Annotated in this window: 19 protein-coding genes and 1 rRNA gene; 19 read left to right on the top strand and 1 reads right to left on the bottom strand. The window is 33.3% G+C overall.

Features of this window, described 5'->3' with window-relative positions; genetic code table 11:
* The first annotated feature begins 27 nt into the window (after positions 1-27).
* From OM962_RS03225 to OM962_RS03195, 7 genes are all read left to right on the top strand, one after another.
* Positions 28-273, top strand: a complete 246-nt coding sequence (locus OM962_RS03225) for a monovalent cation/H+ antiporter complex subunit F (protein WP_319606743.1) — start codon at positions 28-30, stop codon at positions 271-273.
* 6 nt (positions 274-279) lie between these two features.
* On the top strand, positions 280-552 hold the full coding sequence (gene mnhG, locus OM962_RS03220) for a monovalent cation/H(+) antiporter subunit G (RefSeq protein WP_012481981.1): 273 nt from the start codon (positions 280-282) through the stop codon (positions 550-552).
* Between the two features lie 11 nt (positions 553-563).
* On the top strand, positions 564-1,088 hold the full coding sequence (locus OM962_RS03215) for a DUF4040 domain-containing protein (protein WP_010404272.1): 525 nt from the start codon (positions 564-566) through the stop codon (positions 1,086-1,088).
* Positions 1,081-1,500, top strand: a complete 420-nt coding sequence (locus OM962_RS03210) for a Na(+)/H(+) antiporter subunit B (RefSeq protein WP_010404274.1) — start codon at positions 1,081-1,083, stop codon at positions 1,498-1,500. The genes OM962_RS03215 and OM962_RS03210 overlap by 8 nt, the downstream gene beginning before the upstream one ends.
* Positions 1,497-1,799 (top strand): cation:proton antiporter subunit C, encoded by a 303-nt coding sequence (locus OM962_RS03205; protein WP_264330789.1) that lies wholly within the window; start codon positions 1,497-1,499, stop codon positions 1,797-1,799. Before OM962_RS03210 ends, OM962_RS03205 begins: the two co-directional genes overlap by 4 nt.
* Before the next feature lie 139 nt (positions 1,800-1,938).
* Complete coding sequence (rpoD, locus tag OM962_RS03200; RefSeq protein ID WP_264330788.1) at positions 1,939-3,822, top strand: RNA polymerase sigma factor RpoD; 1,884 nt, start codon at positions 1,939-1,941, stop codon at positions 3,820-3,822.
* Positions 3,823-4,596: 774 nt separating this feature from the next.
* A complete protein-coding gene (locus tag OM962_RS03195) occupies positions 4,597-4,740 on the top strand; it encodes a hypothetical protein (protein WP_029237693.1) in 144 nt (47 codons plus the stop codon).
* A gap of 711 nt (positions 4,741-5,451) precedes the next feature.
* On the opposite strand, the gene OM962_RS03190 is transcribed toward OM962_RS03195, so the two are convergent.
* The gene (locus OM962_RS03190) at positions 5,452-6,069 is read right to left on the bottom strand and encodes a hypothetical protein (protein ID WP_039950891.1); all 618 of its coding nucleotides are present in this window, start codon (positions 6,067-6,069) and stop codon (positions 5,452-5,454) included.
* Positions 6,070-6,222: 153 nt separating this feature from the next.
* On the opposite strand from OM962_RS03190, the gene OM962_RS03185 reads away from it, so the two are divergent.
* The 12 genes from OM962_RS03185 (at position 6,223) to OM962_RS03130 (ending at position 18,597) form a co-directional block, all read left to right on the top strand.
* Positions 6,223-7,726, top strand: a 16S ribosomal RNA gene (locus OM962_RS03185).
* A gap of 102 nt (positions 7,727-7,828) precedes the next feature.
* Entirely contained in the window at positions 7,829-8,206 is a 378-nt protein-coding gene (sdhC, locus tag OM962_RS03180) for a succinate dehydrogenase, cytochrome b556 subunit (RefSeq protein WP_264330787.1), read from the top strand.
* Positions 8,203-8,568 carry a succinate dehydrogenase, hydrophobic membrane anchor protein gene (gene sdhD, locus OM962_RS03175; protein WP_264330786.1) on the top strand — a complete coding sequence of 122 codons (366 nt, stop codon included), beginning with the start codon at positions 8,203-8,205 and terminating at the stop codon, positions 8,566-8,568. The genes sdhC and sdhD overlap by 4 nt, the downstream gene beginning before the upstream one ends.
* A gap of 76 nt (positions 8,569-8,644) precedes the next feature.
* Positions 8,645-9,883: a hypothetical protein gene (locus tag OM962_RS03170; protein WP_264330785.1), complete on the top strand. Its 1,239-nt coding sequence runs from the start codon at positions 8,645-8,647 to the stop codon at positions 9,881-9,883.
* Positions 9,884-10,001: 118 nt separating this feature from the next.
* Positions 10,002-11,303, top strand: coding sequence for a sugar phosphate nucleotidyltransferase (locus OM962_RS03165; RefSeq protein ID WP_264330784.1), 1,302 nt, complete (start codon positions 10,002-10,004; stop codon positions 11,301-11,303).
* Between the two features lie 116 nt (positions 11,304-11,419).
* Positions 11,420-12,649 (top strand): lipoprotein-releasing ABC transporter permease subunit, encoded by a 1,230-nt coding sequence (locus tag OM962_RS03160; protein WP_006015719.1) that lies wholly within the window; start codon positions 11,420-11,422, stop codon positions 12,647-12,649.
* Positions 12,642-13,373: a hypothetical protein gene (locus tag OM962_RS03155; protein ID WP_007302451.1), complete on the top strand. Its 732-nt coding sequence runs from the start codon at positions 12,642-12,644 to the stop codon at positions 13,371-13,373. The genes OM962_RS03160 and OM962_RS03155 overlap by 8 nt, the downstream gene beginning before the upstream one ends.
* On the top strand, positions 13,370-14,590 hold the full coding sequence (locus OM962_RS03150; RefSeq protein WP_264330783.1) for a tetratricopeptide repeat protein: 1,221 nt from the start codon (positions 13,370-13,372) through the stop codon (positions 14,588-14,590). Before OM962_RS03155 ends, OM962_RS03150 begins: the two co-directional genes overlap by 4 nt.
* Positions 14,591-14,756: 166 nt before the next feature.
* On the top strand, positions 14,757-15,629 hold the full coding sequence (gene atpG, locus OM962_RS03145; RefSeq protein ID WP_264330782.1) for an ATP synthase F1 subunit gamma: 873 nt from the start codon (positions 14,757-14,759) through the stop codon (positions 15,627-15,629).
* Between the two features lie 18 nt (positions 15,630-15,647).
* Positions 15,648-16,982 carry a TldD/PmbA family protein gene (locus OM962_RS03140; protein ID WP_264330781.1) on the top strand — a complete coding sequence of 445 codons (1,335 nt, stop codon included), beginning with the start codon at positions 15,648-15,650 and terminating at the stop codon, positions 16,980-16,982.
* A 174-nt stretch (positions 16,983-17,156) separates the two neighbouring features.
* On the top strand, positions 17,157-17,408 hold the full coding sequence (locus OM962_RS03135) for a cold-shock protein (protein WP_006015726.1): 252 nt from the start codon (positions 17,157-17,159) through the stop codon (positions 17,406-17,408).
* 52 nt (positions 17,409-17,460) lie between these two features.
* On the top strand, positions 17,461-18,597 hold the full coding sequence (locus tag OM962_RS03130) for a DEAD/DEAH box helicase (protein WP_264330780.1): 1,137 nt from the start codon (positions 17,461-17,463) through the stop codon (positions 18,595-18,597).
* Positions 18,598-18,942: the final 345 nt, after the last annotated feature.

The raw sequence follows: 18,942 nt of genomic DNA, 5'->3' as shown, positions 1-18,942 counted from the left end.
AATCTGCAGAGGTTAAATAGCTTATAAATGATTAGTATTGCTATCTATGCGCTTTTGTTCTGTATGGGTGTAATGTTATGTTGTATAGTATTTAGGTCAAGTGATGTATACAATAAGATTGTAGCATTCAATAATTTATCAACACAAGTAGTTTTACTCATAACAGCAATATCTATTATTCTGAATGATTTTTTTTTAATTGATATAGCATTGCTATATGCTAGCATCAGCTTTATATCAACTATAGCGCTAATGAGATTAATGTTGTTTTGATAATTTATGGTAGCATCCATTCTCATATTTTTAGGTGTTTGTTTAATAGTCATTTCAAGCGTAGGAGTAGTAGTATTTCCTGATTTCTATACTAGACTACATGCTGCAGGTATTGCAGATTCTAGTGGAGCAATGTTGTTGTTGATTGGTTTTGCTTGGCAAAATGAATTTTCAATCAATACTATTAAAGTTATATTATTGATTTTTATAATATGGATAGCCAATTCAACTAACAGTTATATTTTAGCGCGTACTTATTATAAAAGTAAAGACTATTAAAGAAGGTTAAGATGCTAGAAATACTGAATCTAATATTACTTTTGCTGTTACTCACGGTTACAGTTTTTATAGTTCTTTCGAAACATTTGGTTGTAAGTGCTGTTCTAATGTGTGTATTTAGTTCACTTATTGCACTTATGTACTTGATTATGAATGCGCCAGATGTTGCAATTACTGAAGCTTCTGTTGGTGCAGGATTGAGCACAGTCTTTACGTTTGCAGCACTCTCTTTGGTAAAGAATTACAAAGCAAATTTATCTCATAGCCCCACAACACTTTTTTTTATGTTATTTTTGACTGCATGTTTATCATACTTTATGATTCAATTACCAGATTTTGGCAGTCATAATGCTCCAGTTCACTTGCACGTTGCTCCTTATTATGTAGAAAATACTGAAAAAGCTATTGGTATTCCTAATATAGTGACAGCTGTTTTAGCAAGCTTTCGTGGCTATGACACATTTGGAGAAACTATAGTAGTTTTTACTGCTGCACTTTGTATAATGTTAATATTAGAAGAGAAAGAAAGTGATTAAAGATCCGGTATTAAGTGCAGTAACATTTTTGATGATACCTTTTATCATTTTGTTTGGTTTATACATACAGTTTCATGGTGACTATACTCCAGGTGGAGGTTTTCAGGCGGGAATAATTATTGCTTCTGGGATAATATTATATTCTATGTTATTTGATATACCTACAACTTTAAAAGCAATACCTTACTCTATTATCAAATTTACTAACGTACTAGGTATTTTAACCTATGGAGGAGCTGGTATTATAACAGTTTTATTTGGCCAAAATTTTTTATCCTATAGTATATTGTCAGCTGATAGTAGAACAGGTCAAAAATTGGGTATTTTCTTAGTGGAGCTGGGTGTATTGCTTACCGTCTCTTCTTCCATGTTAATCATATATATAAATTTTGCTCGCAAGAAAAAACAATGACTCTATATAATTATGTAGGCATTACTATATTAATGGTGCTAGGTTTCTATATCATTGTAAATGATAAAAACTTAATCAAAAAAATGATGGGATTAAGTGTCTTACAAGCATCTGTTTTATTGTTTTACATATCTTTAGGGTATGTAAAAAGTTCTTCACCTCCTATATTGACTTCAAATTTTCACTTATATACCAATCCTATACCTCACGTCTTAATGCTTACTGCTATAGTGGTTGGAATTGCAACATTTTCAGTTGGATTGTCCATAGTAGTAAGAATGGAGAGATTAGTTGATTAAGAAGAGTGTGAATAAATTGACAGTATCTTAAACTATATGAAGTAGCAAGTAACTATAAATTAAGAATAAAACTATAAGCTTGCTAATTGTAAGTTTATTTGATAAGTAAGAAATAAAATTGTAAACTGTAAAGGTAATGATGTCAACTATTAATGGTACGGAAGATAGGAAAAAGATCATCAAAGATCTTGTAACCAAAAGTATAAGAAAGGGCGGTTTTATCACTTTTGATGATATAAATGATAAGTTGTCAGATGAAAGTTTTCCACCTGATTTTATAGATGATACTATAGCTTTATTGCAAGACTCTGGAATTAACATACTCGAAAGTAGTGAAGATGAGGAAGAAGCTCCTTCTAATGATGGTGGTAATAAGCTTGATGATGATGAGACATCGTTGAATACTACTACAACTTTAGTGCAAAATGATGATCCAGTAAGGATTTATTTACAAGATATGAGCTCTGTAAAGCTTTTGTCACGAGCAGATGAAATTAAGATAGCAAAAAAAATTGAATCTGAAAAGCATAACATGTTACGTGCAATAATTGAAACATCAGTGGCATTCAAAATAATCAAAACATGGCGTGATGATTTAAGTGGTGGAACTTTTTTACTGAGAGAAATTATAAATCTGGATGCAATTTATAACTCTGATTTCAATATGGTAGACAAAGAAGAAAGTGAAGCTGAAGATGTTAGAGATTGTGTTAATGATGAGGAAAAAGGTAATGAGAGTGAAGACATAAGTTCAGCTAACTTAAATATTTCTGTTCTTGAAATGGAAAGTGATTTATTGCCAAAGGTTATCACGGCATTGGATGAGATCATTGCTTTAACAAATGAAGCATTGGTATTGAAAAAAAATTCTAAAGATTTCTCTAATGAGCTAGAAAATTTATATAATCAAATATGGTCTGTAGCATTACAAATTCAGTTTAGTGATGCTGCTATTACCAGAATTACACAAAAACTTTACGAAATAAATAGACTAATCACGTTTGAAGAAGCTAATCTTATTACTGAAGCTAGAAAGTACGATATTGATAGAGAAAGTTTTTATAATGTTTATGATGATGTGCTTTTAGAGCACGAGTTTAGTGAAATAAGTTTTCTCAAGATTAATGAAAATCAATCTCTTTTTACAGGTGAATTAAAAAATAAATTCTTAAGGTTTATAAACGATAGCTATGAGTATATAGCTAGTGCCTTAAGCAATATTAAGAGTTATGTACAAGGAGATAAAGTTCAGGAGTTTAAGAAGGTAATCAAGAGAATACAGAAACATGAACAAGAAGTCTCTCAAGCAAAGCAAGAAATGATTAAGGCTAATTTAAGGCTAGTGGTTTCGATTGCTAAAAAGTATTCAAAAAGAGGCCTTGATCTGCTTGATTTGATACAAGAAGGTAATATTGGTCTTATGAAGGCTGTGGATAAGTTTGATTACAAACGTGGGTATAAATTTTCGACTTATGGTACTTGGTGGGTAAAACAATCAATCACTAGGGCAATACCTGAACAGTCTAAAGTAGTTAGAATACCAGTACATATGGTGGAAATTATCAGTAAAATCAACAAAGCATTAAGAAAGATGACTCATGAAATGGGTAGAGAGCCTACATTAGAGGAATTGAGTATAGAATTGGCAATGCCGCTAGAAAGAATACGCAAAGTTATGAAGATAGCAAGAGATCCGGTAAGTCTTGAAGCTCCAACAGGAAAGGATGATAGTAGTACCTTCGGTGATTGTATAGAAGATAAGCGAGTTTCTAAACCAGAGGATGCTGCAATACTTGCCGACTTGCGTGGCATTACGACCAATGTTCTTGCAACTTTAACACCAAAAGAAGAAAGAATTCTAAGGATGCGCTTTGGCCTTGGTAAAGATGGAAAGGAGCATACCTTAGAAGAAGTAGGAAAAATTTTTAATGTTACACGTGAAAGAATTAGGCAAATAGAGGCAAAAGCACTACGTAAGTTGAAACATCCAAGCCGTGCTAAAAAACTTAGAGGTTTCTTTTAAGGCAGAAGGGCTGCTCAAAAAATAGGTAAATTCAGCCAAAGTTCTATAATTTTACCCTATTTTTCTTTTTTTATAGGCTTTATAGAGCAGTATGATTAGATATTGAATGTTATGGCAAATAAAAATAATAACTCTAATTCAAAGTGTAAAAATTTTTGTGTTCTGGGTGATAGTTTATCTGATAATGGTGTAATTATTGAAATTTTAATAACTTATCCTTTGTAAGAAATGTGAAACTTAATGCCCCTTTTTATTAAGGAGGATTTTTAGCAATGGCCTTACTGTTGTTGAATATGTAGCAAAGTATTTAGGTTTAGAAGAATTTAAGTCATCATAGAGATGCTCATTTTTTGATCGATACTATGAACAGCAAGATCATAACTATGCGATTTTATATGCAACAGCATCTGAAATTCTTAACCCTATTTTTTCTTATTTCCTCAATAAATTTCGTTTAGTTAATCAGCTAAACGCAGTAATTAAACATCATCCAGACGTAGGTAAAGGAGATTTTATTTTTCATTATAATCGAGGAAATAATATTATGGGTGCCACTGCTTATAACAATGTTAAAGCAGAAAAAGTATTGAAATAAAGCGGTTAGTGAAATATGTATGCATTTGGTTCTAAATGAATATGGTGTAAAGCATGTGATTGTTGCAAATGTGACTGAGGTTGGTTTGATACTAGCTTTAATAAAGACGAAAAGCAAGAGAGCTGGCTGCAAAGCTTACACAGAGTTTCAATACAAAATTAGCTAATGATTTAGATTATATGAAGAAAGGTGCAGATCTTGAAATAAAAGCATTCGATCTTAACTCTAAAATGAAAAGTATGCTTGGTAAATATAAGAGCAAAGGGTTAAATGATCGAGATGCATACCTATCAAACATCGTAGACCAGTTTGGGGGAGGGTGATTTGGAAAAAGTATGAAGATACTCTTGTTGATATTTAAAGGAAGGCTTGATACTTACTATAATTCTGGATGCAGCACAGAAATACTAAAGGATTATTTCTTCTTTGATTATTTTTATACAACTGCAGAACCTTATTGTGAAGTTGGTAATGAAATGTATGAGTTGATAAAAAATTAGATTTCTTTTAAACATCTTTACGGTTTGTAGTAACTATCTGCGTATCTGAATGGTAAAGGTAGGGGGGTAAACAAAGTAATCTAAAATATAGAGAAAATACACAACGGTGCTTGATACATAGCTATTACGATTTTATTCTCTTTTTGTCATTTTAGTGCTAGAATGACATTCTGCTAGTGAAGTTTATTCTTTGATATATTAACTATAAATATAGAGAAGTCTTACTAAATAAAAAGGTAAAAGGAACCTCTGAGTAGTGAAATTTTGACTCTATATTACTGTAAGTGGTGCTGTAATAATGTTCTAACAAGCGCGACTTGGCTGAGTATAGAAAAAATTTAAAAAACCGCTATAATTTTACGTAATCTACCAATAAACACCTAAGTTTTTACTGGATTTTGTGATTGATCCTACAGTCAAAAACAAATTTTGAGTCATAAATACTTTTAGTGCCATAATAAAATAGGGAGGTTTGTCAAGTAAAGTTCTTTATTTCATCAGATGCGCTGCCAAATTGTTATGCAAGCAAGTTTTTTAGTTTTCGTATATCCGAAGTAATTCTTGTGCATTGGCCTTGATTAGAGTCGGACATTCTCTATCATTTAATAATGAATGCAATATTTCAATTGCACCTTTAATGTCGTTACTGTGTATCTTTACTATAGCGATAGCTTCTTGGCTTGAATAAGGGTACACTGCATTTGATTCTAAATTACTAATTTTATCTTTATTTGTTTTTTCAACGCTGGAGTGAAGTAAGCTCATTACTTCTAAGTATTGTGCTAACTCACGCAAAACATCAGGAGCATCTTTATCGTCTGCCAAATCATTATAAATAATAGATGCTGTGTCTGTTGGCATTGAATCTGAGATATGATTGAATGCGCGTTCAAAATTTGCTAAATACTCCCAATTTGAATCTATTTCTTCTAGCAGCGACTTATTATCTTTTTTTAAGAATAATACTTCGTAAAACTTGTCACCTGCAGTTATAGATTGTTTTGTGTTATCAATGTTGCGCAATAAGTATAATGTGATGCCAACTAACATTGGCGCGAGAGCAAGCAGAAAGATGTATTTTTTCATGGTAATATTCCAAATAGTTATATATTTATACATTAATGCTTTTGATTTGCAAAAACATATTGACATAGTGATTATATCACATAATAATATTCTTAAGGTTGTTTGAATAGTTGGAGATTAAAATATTTCTAAAGTAGAAATAAAGACAGCAGTATTAAGCTAAATTATTTTTTGTCGGATTTATCCGATGTACCCTCAACCTTTTATAGGTTGAAGTCTAAATTTGAGAGTTTGATCCTGGCTCAGAATGAACGCTGGCGGCAGGCCTAACACATGCAAGTCGAACGGAGTTATATTGTAGCTTGCTATGGTATAACTTAGTGGCAGACGGGTGAGTAATGTATAGGAATCTACCTAGTAGTACGGAATAATTGTTGGAAACGGCAACTAATACCGTATACGCCCTACGGGGGAAAAATTTATTGCTATTAGATGAGCCTATATTAGATTAGCTAGTTGGTGGAGTAATAGCCTACCAAGGCAATGATCTATAGCTGATCTGAGAGGATGATCAGCCACACTGGAACTGAGATACGGTCCAGACTCCTACGGGAGGCAGCAGTGGGGAATATTGGACAATGGGCGAAAGCCTGATCCAGCCATGCCGCATGAGTGAAGAAGGCCTTTGGGTTGTAAAGCTCTTTTAGTGAGGAAGATAATGACGGTACTCACAGAAGAAGTCCTGGCTAACTCCGTGCCAGCAGCCGCGGTAATACGGAGAGGGCTAGCGTTATTCGGAATTATTGGGCGTAAAGGGCGCGTAGGCTGGTTAATAAGTTAAAAGTGAAATCCCGAGGCTTAACCTTGGAATTGCTTTTAAAACTATTAATCTAGAGATTGAAAGAGGATAGAGGAATTCCTGATGTAGAGGTAAAATTCGTAAATATTAGGAGGAACACCAGTGGCGAAGGCGTCTATCTGGTTCAAATCTGACGCTGAAGCGCGAAGGCGTGGGGAGCAAACAGGATTAGATACCCTGGTAGTCCACGCTGTAAACGATGAATGTTAAATATGGGAAGTTTACTTTCTGTATTACAGCTAACGCGTTAAACATTCCGCCTGGGGACTACGGTCGCAAGATTAAAACTCAAAGGAATTGACGGGGACCCGCACAAGCGGTGGAGCATGTGGTTTAATTCGATGCAACGCGAAAAACCTTACCACTTCTTGACATGGAAATCATACCTATTCGAAGGGATAGGGTCGGTTCGGCCGGATTTCACACAAGTGTTGCATGGCTGTCGTCAGCTCGTGTCGTGAGATGTTGGGTTAAGTCCCGCAACGAGCGCAACCCTCATCCTTAGTTGCTATCAGGTAATGCTGAGTACTTTAAGGAAACTGCCAGTGATAAGCTGGAGGAAGGTGGGGATGATGTCAAGTCATCATGGCCTTTATGGAGTGGGCTACACACGTGCTACAATGGTGTCTACAATGGGTTGCAAGGTGCGCAAGCCTAAGCTAATCCCTAAAAGACATCTCAGTTCGGATTGTACTCTGCAACTCGAGTACATGAAGTTGGAATCGCTAGTAATCGTGGATCAGCATGCCACGGTGAATACGTTCTCGGGTCTTGTACACACTGCCCGTCACGCCATGGGAATTGGTTTCACTCGAAGCTAATGGCCTAACCGCAAGGAAGGAGTTATTTAAAGTGGGATCAGTGACTGGGGTGAAGTCGTAACAAGGTAGCAGTAGGGGAATCTGCAGCTGGATTACCTCCTTAGGCTTTGTACGTAATTCACCATTTCAAATAATAGTGTCATTATGTACTATACTGCTGTCTTTACTTCTACTTTATTTTTTAATTTCTCGATAACGAAATTTTATGAGTAATAGGCCTCTTTCCCCATATTTACAAATATATAAAGTACAAGTTACTAGTTTTTTTTCTATTATGCATAGATTGACTGGTATCTTGCTATTTCTTTTATTAATCATACTTTCTTGGTATTTTATATTATATGTTTACTCCCCTAAGTTAATTATAGTAAGGTGCTTAAATGCATTATTGTTCACTCCTGTTGCTAAATTAGCTTATATCTTATGCTTTGTAAGCTTTGTGTATCATTTTCTTAATGGTATTCGTCATTTATTGTGGGATGCTGGGCTTAATTTAGAAATTGCTAGTGTTTTAAAAAGTGCTATGTTACTAACAATAATGCTATTTCTTTCTACTATGGCTTTTTTATTTATATTTATATGAGTCAATCTGTAAATTCAGTACATCATTGGTGGATCCAGCGTGTTTCTGCGGTGATTTTGTTATTTTTATTTCCTTGGTTTATTTACTCATTTTCTTGCACATTTTATGTTGATAGCCCTTTATCTTTTAATGAAAGATTATTTCAGGCTATTAATCATCCACTAGAGCTTTTGTTTTTTGTTATACTGGTGTTTTGCATTTTTTGGCATGCAGTTCTTGGAATGCAAGTAGTGTGCGAAGATTACATACACAGTGTACCTCTAAGAGTTTTTACGATTACTTGTATAAAGTACTTGTCGAGCATTACTTATATAATCCTCGCTTTTACAATCTTTGTCTTCTACAGGCATATTTTCTTGTAAAATTGCCAATTCTGTGTTAATATATTATTAGTGTACTAGTTTTATCATTGAACTATAGTGATTTTGGTTTAGCAATATGTTAGAGACATTGAAAAAGTGGGGAACAGACCTTACGCTAAAAGTGAAGGATCTATTTAGTTCATCTGAGTCTCAAGTTTATGTCAAAGATCTTAGAAAGGTAATGGTATATAAGGATGGGAGGAAATGCCAGTATCCAAAAAATTATGATCAAATTGTACAGTCTGCTAAAATCATAGAAAACAGGGATATGCATGGAAATGCTATACTAGATAAAGATAAAAATCCAACCTATAAACTTTTGTATGGTCAAAAAGATGAGAATGGAAAACAACCAAGTTTCAGATTATCTTTAGTTACCGAAGATAAAGATAATGATAGATCTTATTTTACTATCAATTATATAGACAATCAGGATAAGCAAATTCCTATAGATTGGTTAAGTAAGTCATACTTTGAGCCATTAGGCTTTTCGAGAATGGATTTGAAAAAACACGTGCCAATTTTCGAAGCTCAAAAAACTAATGATCCTAAATATCCGTTTGAATTAACTCACTCTTCTGTGCTAATGAAAAAGGTAAAAAATGGAGAATTACTATACACTAGTAATTATAAAAAATTAAGCACTAATTTTTCAGAAATTAGAGATCAAAATGGTAGTCTAGAGCTAGATAAAAGTCTGATATCTGTTCCTATTGTTTTTGCTGCGGGTTTAGCTAAGATTTGTGCTAGACTGCTGACTTTCATTCCTATAAAATTAGGAGAGAATTTGATAGCTAGAAAAAATCGAGTTGCAAAATCTTTTGGTTATCTTTTTTTCACTCCTGCAGTGGTAGTAAAAAATTTAGTAAATATGGGAGCTACAATACTTAAGGTTCCAATTTTATTATTTGTAGCAAATGAGAAAAAGTATGGTGATGCTTATCTTACTATGTCGAAACACCAATTGAAAGAATGTTGGAAAGAAATAAAAAGCGACTTTAATGTTGTTACAAATGGGGAAAGGCCAAAGCCGAAGCAGAAGGATCATAAGCCACTCAGTATAGTGGGCACATGGGATGAGCTTGACGCTAGAAGTCCAGGTATTGAAAGAGACTTGGAAAAGGCGCTGAATAAAAGTAGTGAAAGTATAGATAAATCCAGAGAATCAGGTGTTGGAGAAAGCTTAAAGGAGAAGCCGCAAAACAAAACTGATAAAAAAATAGCTGCAGCCGTTAATCAAAAAAGCAGCACTCCTCATATTGATAGAGAGATAGAAAGAAGACAAGACTCATCACGAAATGTAGGGATTCCATAATGCTCGTAGTCAACCATCACTTTAAATTACTTTTTACTTTAATCATCTCACAATAAAAACTTGCATGCATTTTGCCGTTAGTATAAGATATTAATCAAATAATTAATATCTTAATTAAATGCGCCCTGTAATACTGTGTGGTGGTAGTGGCAGCAGACTTTGGCCTCTATCTAAGCCAAAGCAATTTCAGAAAATATTTAGTCAGAATACTATGTTTCACAACACTTTGTTGAGGCTAAAAGGCGATTATATGCCACCCATCATTACCACAAATATACAATATGAGTCATTATTGATGCAGGAATTACATTCATTACAGGAATGTAAAGTAGTTTTTGAACCAGTTAAAATTGGGACAGCGGCAGCAACACTAATTGCTGTGCTTCTCTGCGATAGGAACGAGACAATCTTAGTTCTGCCTTCAGACCATTTTATAGGTGATTTGAATAGTTTTTATGTTTCTATTGAGAAAGCGTCTAAGCTAGCCTCTGAAACTGACTCTATAGTCACTTTTGGGGTAAAGCCTCATGAATTCAATTCTGAATACAGCTATATAAATGCAGTATATGGTCAGAAAGAAAAATGTCATATAGTAAAAGATTTTACAGAAAAACCCGAGCGTAAGGTAAGTAACGATCATTATTGGAACTCTGGAATATTTGTGTTTAGAGCAAAACGCTATATAGATGAGATAAAAAAAATTGCTCCGACTCTCTATAATTTATGTTGTGAAAGTATGAAGCATTTTGTATCACGAGAGAGATTTCTGTATTTAGAACAGCAAAATTGTGCAGGAATGGGTGATACATCTATTGATCACCTAGTGATAGAAAAAGCAGAAAATATTGTAATGATAGAAGCCAATTTCGATTGGATGGATGTTGGCACTTGGGGTTCAGTTTTAGAGTTAAGTAAGAGATTTAATAAGAATTTTGAGTCGTTTCAAGCTGTAACCAAAGGAAGAGAGCCAGTTTTGATGACAGAAAATGATGCAAAAAATTTACTAGGTAGAGTTTATAAACGGCCAAGTAAGAGCCTAATGTTGTTCATTAATAAAGTTAAGGAAGTAAAGCCAATAAGGAAAGAGATTAAGCCATGGGGATTTTATAGTGTAGTTTTAATGGGCAAGGATTTTCTTATAAAATACCTTTTTATAAATCCACTGAGCTGCACTTCTAAGCAATTTCACCACTATAGAGATGAGTACCATATAATACTATCAGGGGTTGGATGCGTGAGTTTAGATGACAAAACATATGCTATAACAAAAAATCATGTAGTAGAGATTCCAAGGAAGGTGTTTCATAAAATTGAGAATAAAAGTACAAGATTTCCTCTTGAGATAGTTGAGTTTCAGGTAGGAAAGTTTTTATCTGATAATGATATAGTAAGATTGGACGATATATATGGAAGGTCTTAATATAGAATATTGAATATATTCTATAAGCTTGCTAAATTTAGACAACCTAATTTGAGGTAAAGGAAAAATTACAGTTATATGAAGCATAAAAAGTATGATATTTAAATCTTAGTATAATGTCTATTGCCTTTGAATTTACTATGGCTATTCGCTATTTGCGAGCAAAGAATTCTAGATTTTGCTCTATAATGGCCTTGTTTTCTATTATTGGTATTGCTCTTGGAGTTGCAACGCTAATAGTAGTAATGTCTGTAATGAATGGGTTCAGAGCAAAGCTGCTCGACTCTGTACTTGGCATTAATGGTCATATTAATGTTTACTTTGATAGAAGCATAAATTCAGATTACCACGCAGTGTTAAAATCTATTGAGAAAATCCCAGGTGTATTAAAAGCTACTTCTATGACCAATGATCAAGTGATCGTTGCAGCAAATAGTGGAATTGTGGGTAGCGTAGTCCGTGGTGTGTCAACTAAAGACTTACTTAATAATACTACCGTTAAGAATAATGTAATTATGGGTAACGTGGAAAAATTCGATGAGGGTATCATAATAGGGGCAAGATTAGCAGAAGCTTTGAATATTGATTATGGTGATAACATTATGCTTATATCACCTGAAGGATTTGATGCACTGTCTGGTGAAATACCAAAAATGAAAGAATATAAAGTTGTAGCAATATTTGATATGGGTATGTTTGAGTACGACAATACCTTGATGTATATGCCCATGAAATCAGCTCAGGCTTTTTTTAATTATAAAGATAGTGTGAGAAATATAGAAGTGTTTATAGACGATATTGCTGCGGCTAATAAGCTAGCAAATGCTATAGTAGAAGAAACAGGAATGAAAGCTGAAAGTTGGCAATCTCAGCAAAGCCATTATGTTAATGCTTTAAAAACTGAAAGAAATGTGATGTTTTTAATTCTTACTTTGATTATAGTTGTGGCAGCATTCAATATTGTTTCAAGTTTGATGATGATAGTGCAAGAAAAGAAATCTGCAATTGCAATTATGCGTACGTTTGGTGCAACAAGCGGAAGCATTATGCGCATATTTTGTGCTTGTGGATTGCTGATTGGTTTTACAGGAACTTGTCTTGGCTCTATTATAGGGGTTGTTTTTTCTCTCAATATTGAAAGTATTAGAGTGTTTTTAGAAAACATTACCAACATCAAACTGTTTGATCCTATGATATACTTTTTTTCAAGTTTGCCAGTGATATTAGTCTCTCAAGATGTGATTAACATTTCTGCACTTGCATTGTTCTTATCATTTTTAGCGACAATTCCTCCTGCATTACAAGCAGCTGCTCAAGATCCTGTGGAGATATTACGTTATGAATGATACTTGGAGAAAATGCATAGGTTGGTTCTTAATTATATTGTTGTTTGTTAGCTATATTACAATAAATAACATAATATTTTTTAAAATAAATCAGCAAGAGAGTGAAAATAGTATAAGTATTGTAACGGAAAAGATAGATGAACTTAAAATGTTGCTTGAAGTTAATCAAATTAAGGTAGAGAAAAAGATATTTGATTTAAAGAGAAATCTGCACACTCAATGTGAGCAAGGTGACGGTAGTTCAAGGCATAAGAACCTCGCAAAGTTGCTGCTACTTGTGATTAAGATGAAGAATTCGTTATTGCAAGAAGCCAAGTTTGATAATCATATAAATTCAATAAAGCCTTTGATATCAGAGCTTGACGATCCAGAAATAGAAAATGCAGTAAATGAATTGGAAAATTTGAAAGAAGTAGATACTTTATGCGGGTTGAAATTGTCTTTTGAGAAGAACATGACTGTTATTAACTACAATAAAAGTAACTTGTTTAAAAAAATCATTTCAAATTGGATAAAGATAGATGATCGTAGTGATCCACTCAGGTTAAAGCTTGCGGAAATTGAAGAATTAATAAGCGATAATGATTGGCAGAGCATAGCCACCGCAATAAGTGACTTAACATACCCAGAATTCAAACCATGGCTTAATAAATTGAATGATTTTATTGTAGCTTTCAAGAATACTTCAATAATATATCGTCACTTATTACAATACATCTCATGATTTATTTTATAATTTTTGCTTTTTCGTTTTTATTTGGCATATGGATCAAGGTAAGTGGTGAAGTAATAAAATTGGAATTAGGCAATTACACTATAAGTATTGATCTATATTTCGTTATTCTTGCTTGCGTAGTCTTATTATTTTTATTGATTGCAGTTGCACGTTTTTGTTCTTCTATTTCATCAACATTTGCTAACATAAAAAATAGAAGAAGAAGTAGGGAAGAATTGCTTCTCTTTGAAGCTTTCTTTAGCTTAGACTTAGGTAATATAGAGAACACCAATAAGCTAATTAAAAATCTAAATGAAGAAAGTGATAAATTATCTTTAGTAAAGCTCTTTAATTCAGGTAAAACGGGAAATTACAGCTTTTTCAGCCATAATTTAACGAGTATTGCAAGTAAAAATCGCAACTTAGCTCTACTTCTGATCAATAAACTGATTATTCACCTAAAGCAAGAAAGGTTAGTCTTTCAAAAATTTATAGAATATTGCTCTAGTTCAATTAATGATAAAATTTTGTCTATTCCCTTTCAAATAGAGCATTGTATATTGCAAGAAGATTGGATAAATGCAATTTCAAAGTTAAAGGAAGCTATCAAATTCAATATTTTTCTTCCCTTTGATCGTAAAAAGATGTTAGCGGTTTTTTATTGCGCTTTAGCAAAGCAATACGAAAGCAAAGGAAGTTTTTACAAAGCTATAGATTATTTAGCTAAAGCACAAAGTTATTATGCAACTTTTCAGCCCATCAATTATTTAAAGGCAGAATTATATATCAAGCTTGAAAAAATCAGAAAAGCTTCCACAGTATTAGAGGAAGAGTATAGAGTAAATCCTACTCCTCAATCAGCTAGAATGTATATCAAATTAAATAATAAAGGCGCTGAAAGACTATATAACTTACGCCCTGATTATTATTTTAGTTATTGCTTGCTTGCTTTGTCTTCAATTAGCTTAGGGAAATATGATCTTGCAAGTCAGCATTTAGATATTGCTATGAAAAAAGCTAATTACATATCAATCTACCTTGTTATGGTACAGCTCAAGATTATGCTACAAGAGTATGATCAAGCAATTTACTGGCTAAATAAGATGGACTCAGAAGCTGTGCCTGATCCAGGTTGGAAATGTGTTGATTGTAATAAAGAGCTAAAGCAATGGGATTATAAGTGCTCAAGTTGCAATAGTCTTAATTGTATTTACCTTATATTATAAGACTCCATAAGGTGTGATACTTTTACATCGAGATTGCTTTAATATAATCTTTATCTCAAAACAGTAAATCTGTGAGTTTCTTAGTTAGGTTTGACTCCAATGTCAAAAAAACTTGTTTTTAGACATTACCAGTTATATATTTTAATAAATTAGAATTATATACAAAATGAAGAGCTTAAAGGAATTATCCTTAAGAATTAAAAATATTAAGTCTGTGCAGAAAATCACGAAAATAATGCAAATGGTTTCTGCAGCAAAATTATTACAAAGCCAAAAGAAATTATCAAATTCAAAATTGCATATATCTAAGCTGCATAGCATTATTTCTTCACTAGCGCTATCAGCGGATCAAGAGTTACTAGCAAGAATTCTAAATATCAATAATGAAGATTCTTTCCTAGTATTTATTATTGCATCTGATCGTGGTTTATGTGGCAGCTTTAACTCCTCTGTTGTTAAATTCAGTCAGGAGCATATAAACAAATTAATTGCAAATGATAAGAAAGTAGACATTGTTTTTTTTGGTAAGAAAGCTTTTGAGACAGGCAAAAATAGATTTAATTCTAAAAATATCTTGAAGGTTGAAAATAGTAAGGGAATCACACTAAAGCGTGTGGAAGCCTTGGTTAGTGATATAGATCTAAGTAAATACAATAAAGTTAAGGTTTTTTACAGTAAATTCTATAATACCTTCATGCAAAAGCCAATATTAGAAACAATAAAACCATGGAGTAAAGACTCATTATTAATTGATAATTCTGTAGTTAGTCCTCTAACAGATTACAGCTATGAGTATGAACCACAAAATATTGAGTTTATTTTAAAATCTTTGACTCAAGATTATGTTACAGCTGCTCTTTATTCTGCTTTACTTGAAAGTGCAGCAAGTGAAAATAGTGCTAGGATGGTTGCTATGGAATCAGCAAACAGAAATACAAAAGAAATGCTAAATAAACTAGCATTACTTTATAATCGTTCTCGTCAAGCAGCAATTACAACTGATTTGATTGAAGTTATAGGTGGTGCAGAATCTTTATAGAAACTCAAGGAATGAAAAATGAATATATTAAATATTGCAGCAGATATCACTAAACTAATAAAAAAGCAGAATCAAGACGCAGAAGTTACAATATATGAAACTAATAAGACCTCGGTTTCTCAGCGTCTGTCAAAAATTGAACAAATATCACAATCTAGAAACTGTACTGTCGGAATTAGAGCTATAGCAGGTAAGAACAAAGCTGCGTATATTTCCACAAACGATTTGAATAATCTTAGTAGTGCAGTGAGCCAAGTGGTGGAAATGGCAAAGAATGCCCAGGAAGATCCTTATATTAGTTTTGCTGTAGATGGCAGTAATTATATCTCTTCTGCAGATTTAAATATCTCAGATAATAATGTTGTAACAATTGATAAATTAAAAGAAATTACTGAAGCTGCAGAAAATTCAGCTCTTGCACATAAAAATATTATTAATTCCGAAGGAGCTTCATCTTCACATACTTCAGTAAATACAGTATTATCAACCGTTTCTGGTTTTGTTGGTTCATTTAGTAAGTCAACTTTTGTTAATCAGGTTTCTGTTGTTGCTGGAGAAAAGAGTGAAATGAAAATAGGCTACGATTACGATGTAGCATGCAACTTCAGTGATTTAAAAACACCGGAGTCAATAGGGAAAGAAGCAGCAAAAAGAGCAATAGATCAATTGGATTCATGTACAATCAGGACAGGCAAATTTCCGGTTGTTTTTGAAAAAAGAGCAGCAAAAGAGCTAGTAAAGAGCTTTGCTTCTGCCATAAATGGTAGCAATATTGTAAATAATAGCTCTTTTTTGAGAAATAGTTTAAATACTCAAATTTTTAATACTGAGATTAGCATTATCGATGATCCATTGTTACCAAGAGGTATAGCATCAAGACCATTTGATGGGGAAGGAATGATGAGTAGGAGAAATGAATTTGTAAAAAATGGAGTACTACAAAACTGGATTTTAGATCTATATTCGGCTAAGAAATTAAACTTGGAAACGACCGCAAATGCAACTCGTACAAGTAATGCTGCAATTATTCCTTCAGCTAGTAACTTCTATTTCAAAAATGGTAATAGGTCATTTAAGGAATTAATTGAGGAAGTAAAAGAAGGAATATATGTAACTGATTTATTTGGTTTTGGTGTTAATTTAATCAATGGCGACTATAGTCAAGGTGCATGCGGATTTTTTATAGAAAATGGTAAAATAACTGACCCAATACACGAAATTACTGTTGCTGGCAATTTGAAAGATATGTTTAGCAATTTGGTTGTTGCAAATGATCTAACTTTCTGTGGGCAATTTAATTCACCAACGATTAAAGTTAGTGAAATGACAGTTGCAGGTTCACTTGGTGGTTAAAAATTTTAGTTGCATTAAGTACAATAATTGTGTACTATTACTATGTAATGTTAAGAATAGACTATGGAGTATAGAAGTTTAGTTGCAGTAACTAAGCTTAAAGCATTCTAAATCGTAATTTCAAAGTTTTTCATCACATTAATAATATTAGTTAGTAGTTTAGGAGTTATCCATATGGAATTTGGTAATATAAAATGGTTTAATGTTGAAAAAGGCTATGGTTTCATCAAGCCAGAAGGTAAAGGTGAGGACGTTTTTGTACATGTTAGTACATTAGAACGTTCAGGAATAAGACCTGATGCACTTCGAGGAGAGGATAAAAAGAAAGGAATGAAAGGGGAAAGAGTAAGTTATGAGCTTAAAGAGGAGCGTGGTAGGAACGGGGAAGATAAAAAGTCTGCAATAAATTTAAGATTAGAAGATTAGTCTATCGTGAAGCTTTTTAATAGGGTAATGTATTGTGAGTAATTTTCATGAAATGGGGCTTCCAACTTTGCTTAGGCAAGCTCTAAGTAAAAATAATCTTTGTGTTCCAACCCCGATTCAAATGCAAGCGATTCCTCTAGCTCTCCAGGGCAAAGATATTCTTGGATCTGCTCAAACGGGAACTGGAAAGACTTTGGCATTTGCTATTCCACTGGTTGCTAAATTGCTGAATGAGCCAAGCATTGGTTCAGCTTTAGTCATCGTGCCAACCAGAGAGCTTGCTCATCAGGTAACAAATGAGATAAGAAAACTCTTATCTCAAAATTCTGTACTAAGAGTCGCTTTGTTGATTGGAGGTGAGCCTATTTTTAGGCAGCTAAATCAGCTTCAGAAAAAACCACAAATCATAATAGGTACTCCTGGTCGTATTATAGATCATATTGAGCGTAAAGCTTTGATTACTCGCAATGTCAGCACTCTTGTACTTGATGAAACGGATCGTATGTTTGATATGGGCTTTGGAATTCAAATTGAAGGGATCATGAAATATCTGCCAAAAATACGTCAGACTCTTATGTTTTCTGCAACTCTTCCTAGTGATATAGTTAAACTTACTGAGAAGTACCTTAATCAGCCAGAGCGTGTTTCTGTTGATTGTCAGGCTACAACTTCTGCAAAAATTAAGCAAGAAATTGTTTATGCATCAGAATCAGAAAAATATGGAAAACTTATTACACAATTATGTCAGCGCAAAGGATCGATCATTATTTTTGTCAAAACAAAGCGAGGAGCGGATCAGCTAGCTGACAAATTGCACAAAGATGACTATAGCGCTTTGGCAATTCATGGTGATTTAAGGCAGCACAAGCGTAAAAGAGTCATTAATTCTTTTCGTCGTGGCCGCAATCAAATCATGGTTGCAACAGATGTTGCTTCTCGCGGCCTTGATATTCCGCACATTCAACATGTTATCAATTATGATGTACCACAATCGCAAGCTGATTATGTTCATCGTATAGGTAGAACTGCACGTGCGGGAGCTGAAGGATTTGCATTATCTTTTGTTACACCTCAAGATAAGAGAAGACTGCCTGCACTAGCAGATAAAGAAGGAGAGCCAAATTTTGATTGTAGTATGCAATCTCAAAAACGTAACAGCAAAAAGATCTTTAAAAGGCCAAGTACGTAAAAGGCTAAATACGGTAGAAAAAAGATCAATGTATTTAAGAAGAAAAGCAGAGTACTAGAAAAAGCGTATTAATGTACTTAACTATTCTTCTATTCTTTAAAAGCTCCAGTAAGCTTGCTGCAAAGTGAAGTGATTGGAGGATGGTAGAAAGAATATATAGCTAGCCCAAATTAGATTTACCTACAATTTGATAATCTTAATTCTGCTGCTTATAACGTTTTGAGATTATCACAACGGTATAATGTTAGGCTGTGTGGACTATAATCTGTAGCTTCATTCAATTTGGCTACAACGAGCTGCTAGATTTCAGTTTTTTTAATAATTGTGTGCTACTAATTATATATA

Source organism: Wolbachia endosymbiont (group B) of Erebia ligea (genome assembly GCF_947179575.1).
GTDB lineage: Bacteria > Pseudomonadota > Alphaproteobacteria > Rickettsiales > Anaplasmataceae > Wolbachia > Wolbachia pipientis_C.
Note: the sequence above shows the minus strand (reverse complement) of the source record. Positions and strands in the feature narration are given on the sequence as shown.

What these genes read in the sequence shown, in the direction of transcription:
- OM962_RS03225 (WP_319606743.1), top strand. Translation starts at nt 28, where the DNA reads ATGATTAGTATTGCTATCTATGCGCTTTTGTTCTGTATGGGTGTAATG.
- mnhG (WP_012481981.1), top strand. Translation starts at nt 280, where the DNA reads ATGGTAGCATCCATTCTCATATTTTTAGGTGTTTGTTTAATAGTCATT.
- OM962_RS03215 (WP_010404272.1), top strand. Translation starts at nt 564, where the DNA reads ATGCTAGAAATACTGAATCTAATATTACTTTTGCTGTTACTCACGGTT.
- OM962_RS03205 (WP_264330789.1), top strand. Translation starts at nt 1,497, where the DNA reads ATGACTCTATATAATTATGTAGGCATTACTATATTAATGGTGCTAGGT.
- rpoD (WP_264330788.1), top strand. Translation starts at nt 1,939, where the DNA reads ATGTCAACTATTAATGGTACGGAAGATAGGAAAAAGATCATCAAAGAT.
- OM962_RS03195 (WP_029237693.1), top strand. Translation starts at nt 4,597, where the DNA reads ATGAAGAAAGGTGCAGATCTTGAAATAAAAGCATTCGATCTTAACTCT.
- OM962_RS03190 (WP_039950891.1), bottom strand. Translation starts at nt 6,069, where the DNA reads ATGTCAATATGTTTTTGCAAATCAAAAGCATTAATGTATAAATATATA.
- sdhC (WP_264330787.1), top strand. Translation starts at nt 7,829, where the DNA reads ATGAGTAATAGGCCTCTTTCCCCATATTTACAAATATATAAAGTACAA.
- sdhD (WP_264330786.1), top strand. Translation starts at nt 8,203, where the DNA reads ATGAGTCAATCTGTAAATTCAGTACATCATTGGTGGATCCAGCGTGTT.
- OM962_RS03170 (WP_264330785.1), top strand. Translation starts at nt 8,645, where the DNA reads ATGTTAGAGACATTGAAAAAGTGGGGAACAGACCTTACGCTAAAAGTG.
- OM962_RS03165 (WP_264330784.1), top strand. Translation starts at nt 10,002, where the DNA reads ATGCGCCCTGTAATACTGTGTGGTGGTAGTGGCAGCAGACTTTGGCCT.
- OM962_RS03160 (WP_006015719.1), top strand. Translation starts at nt 11,420, where the DNA reads ATGTCTATTGCCTTTGAATTTACTATGGCTATTCGCTATTTGCGAGCA.
- OM962_RS03155 (WP_007302451.1), top strand. Translation starts at nt 12,642, where the DNA reads ATGAATGATACTTGGAGAAAATGCATAGGTTGGTTCTTAATTATATTG.
- OM962_RS03150 (WP_264330783.1), top strand. Translation starts at nt 13,370, where the DNA reads ATGATTTATTTTATAATTTTTGCTTTTTCGTTTTTATTTGGCATATGG.
- atpG (WP_264330782.1), top strand. Translation starts at nt 14,757, where the DNA reads ATGAAGAGCTTAAAGGAATTATCCTTAAGAATTAAAAATATTAAGTCT.
- OM962_RS03140 (WP_264330781.1), top strand. Translation starts at nt 15,648, where the DNA reads ATGAATATATTAAATATTGCAGCAGATATCACTAAACTAATAAAAAAG.
- OM962_RS03135 (WP_006015726.1), top strand. Translation starts at nt 17,157, where the DNA reads ATGGAATTTGGTAATATAAAATGGTTTAATGTTGAAAAAGGCTATGGT.
- OM962_RS03130 (WP_264330780.1), top strand. Translation starts at nt 17,461, where the DNA reads ATGGGGCTTCCAACTTTGCTTAGGCAAGCTCTAAGTAAAAATAATCTT.